1 protein-coding gene and 2 pseudogenes are annotated in these 2975 nt (G+C 60.9%); 2 read left to right on the forward strand and 1 reads right to left on the reverse strand.

The features are described 5' to 3' along the window. Together NW835_RS06290 and NW835_RS06295 are read left to right on the forward strand one after the other, a co-directional pair. A pseudogene (locus NW835_RS06290) lies at nucleotides 1–672 on the forward strand (B12-binding domain-containing protein); the annotation flags it as partial. A 128-nt stretch (nucleotides 673–800) separates the two neighbouring features. Next, a pseudogene (locus NW835_RS06295) lies at nucleotides 801–1724 on the forward strand (vitamin B12 dependent-methionine synthase activation domain-containing protein); the annotation flags it as partial. A 102-nt stretch (nucleotides 1725–1826) separates the two neighbouring features. On the opposite strand, the gene NW835_RS06300 reads toward NW835_RS06295, so the two are convergent. Then, nucleotides 1827–2612 (reverse strand): ABC transporter permease, encoded by a 786-nt coding sequence (locus NW835_RS06300; RefSeq protein ID WP_414365675.1) that lies wholly within the window; start codon nucleotides 2610–2612, stop codon nucleotides 1827–1829. Nucleotides 2613–2975: the final 363 nt, after the last annotated feature.

Genomic DNA, 2975 nt, shown 5'->3' on the forward strand with positions numbered 1-2975 from the left:
GGCTGCGGCGGCACATCATCGACGGGGAGCGCATCGGCCTGGAGGAGACCCTGGCGGAGGCGCTGCAGAAATACTCCCCCCTGGAGATCATCAATACCTTTTTGCTGGACGGCATGAAGGAGGTGGGGGAGCTTTTTGGCGCCGGCAAAATGCAACTGCCTTTTGTGCTGCAGTCGGCAGAAACCATGAAGGCGGCGGTGAAATACCTAGAGCCCTTCATGGAAAAGGTGGGCGGGGAGGTGTGCAAGGGCACCTTCTTGATCGCCACCGTCAAGGGGGATGTCCACGACATCGGCAAAAACCTGGTGGACATCATCCTCACCAACAACGGCTACAAGGTCATCAATTTGGGCATCAAGCAGCCAGTGGAAAACATCATCGAGGCTTATGAAAAGTACAAGCCCGACTGCATTGCCATGAGCGGCCTGTTGGTGAAATCTACTGCGTTTATGAAAGAAAATCTGGAGGTGTTTAACGAGCGGGGCATCGCCGTGCCCGTAATCCTAGGGGGGGCGGCCCTTACCCGCCGCTTTGTGGAAGAAGACTGCCGCCAGACCTACAAGGGCCAAGTCATCTATGGCCGCGACGCCTTTACCGACCTGCACTTTATGGATCGGCTGATGCAGGCCAAGGCTGCCGGGCGCTGGGATGACCGGCTGGGTTTTCTGGATGACTTGGAGCAGCGAGTCAACGGCCAGAAGGAGGCTGCTGCGGATCCAGCGGATCCCACCTTGCCGGCTCCAGAGGTGACCGTGGGCGCTGCTCCTGCCCTTGCGGTCTCGGCTGGCGACGGCGGGGCAGACACCCGTCGTTCCGAGGCCGTTGCCCTGGATACCGAGCGACCCATCCCCCCTTTCTGGGGATCCAAAGTTCTCGCCTCAGATCAGATCCCCTGGCCGGAAGTCTTCTTCTATATCGACAAGCAGGCCCTGGTGGCCGGCCAGTGGCAGATCCGCAAGCCGCGCGACCAGTCGGCGGAGGAGTTTGCCCAGTTTCTCGCCACCCAGGTGGAGCCGGTGATCGAGCGTTGGAAGGAGCGGATCCTGAGCGAAGACCTGCTGCACCCGCAGGTGGTCTATGGCTACTTCCCAGCGCAGGCGCAAGGGAATACGTTAATCCTCTTCGACCCGGCCAGCTTCCCCGAGCTGTTTGCCCTGGAGCCCGGCTCCACCACCTACTTCCAACTGCCCACCGTCGAGCGCCCCCAGCTTTCTCCCCAGGTGCGGGAGCTGGCCCGCTTCACCTTCCCCCGCCAAAAAACCGGCCAGCGCCTCTGCATTGCCGACTTCTTCGCCGATCGCTCCACCGGCTTGGTGGACGTTTTCCCCATGCAGGCAGTTACAGTGGGGCCAGAGGCTACGGCCTACGCCCAGCGCCTGTTTGCCGAAGGCCAGTACACTGACTACCTCTACTTCCACGGCCTGGCCGTCACCCTGGCAGAAGCCTTAGCAGAGTGGTGCCACGCCCGCATCCGACGGGAGCTGGGCTTTGGCGGCGAGGACAGCCCCGACATCCGCCAGATCCTGCACCAGGGCTACCGCGGCTCCCGCTACAGCTTCGGCTATCCTGCTTGCCCCAACATCGCCGATCAGCGGGTTTTGTTGGAGCTGCTCCGGGCCGAGCGCATCGGCCTGACCATGGACGACAGCGACCAGTTGGATCCGGAACAGTCCACCACCGCCATCGTCGCCTACCACCCGGCGGCCCGCTATTTCAATACTTGATCCCTCTCCCCCAGCCCCTCTTCCTGAGATCCTCACCCACGGCCTCTATCCCTGAGGGATCTACCCTCCCCCCCCAGCCCCTCTCCCTGAGGGAGAGGGGGGCTAGCGGGAGCGGCTGAGCAGGGGAAACCCCATCACCACGACCAAGGTAGCCAGGATGATCACGGTGGAGAGGGCGTTGATCTCCGGCGTCACCCCCCGCCGCGCCGTGCTGTAGATGAGGATGGGCAGGGTCTGGCTTTCCGGCCCGCTGGTGAAAAAGGAGATGACAAAGTCATCGATGGAGAGGGTAAAGGCCAGCAGCGCCGCGGCCAGGATCCCCGGCCTGGCCAGGGGCAAGGTTACATAGCGCAGCTTCTGCCAGGTGTTGGCGTAAAGGTCGTAGGCGGCTTCCTCCAAAGCGGGATCCAAAAGCTGCAGGCGGCTGCGCACCACGATGGCCACAAAGGCAATCTGAAAGGTGATGTGGGCCAGGATCATCGTTCCCAAGCCCAGCTCAAACCAGCCGGTGTAGGCGCGCACAAACTGGTAAAACAGCAGCAGCGTAATCGCCATCACAATATCCGGGACAGTGACCGGCAACAGCAGCAACCCCTGCACAATCTTTTGGCCGGGGAAACGGTAGCGGTAGAGGCCATAGCCCAAGAGGGATCCCAGCACCGTGCTCACCAGGGTGCTGACCAAGGCCAAGAGGAACGTATTTTGGGTTGCCTGCCAAACTGCCGCATTGCGAAAGAGAGCCAAGTACCAATCGAAGGTAAAACCCGTCCACGCCAGGCCAAAGCGGGCGCGGTTAAACGAGTAGACGACGATCAACAGAATCGGCAGGTAGAGAAAGCCATAGATGGCATAGCTCACTCCCTGTAGCCAGATGGGTATCTTCGCCACTCTCCTTCCTGCCCTCCCAGGTATTTGCCGGAAAAAGCAGTCGCGCTGCCAGCCTACCTCCTTCCCAGTCTATAGCTCGCTGGTTAGGCAAGATGCAGCAAAACTGTATACTGCCTGCCGCTCCCCTCCCCCTCTGGCAGAGGGGCTAGGGCTATGACCGCCTGGGCCGAGACAGCCCCGATGTTGAGGCAGTTCTCTGTTGCCGGGCTAAGAGGCTTGGCATGAGGGCATTGACACTCCCCCGACTAAAGTCGGGAGATTCTTGCGCAATCCACAGATGGACTCGCAAAGGCGCTGTCAAGACGCCCCTAGACAGTTCCTTGGAACCCAGTCTCAAGGTTCCGCTTACTTGTTGACTGACAG

This window comes from Synechococcus sp. OH2, assembly GCF_047462155.1.
Classification (GTDB): Bacteria; Cyanobacteriota; Cyanobacteriia; order Thermostichales; family Thermostichaceae; genus Thermostichus.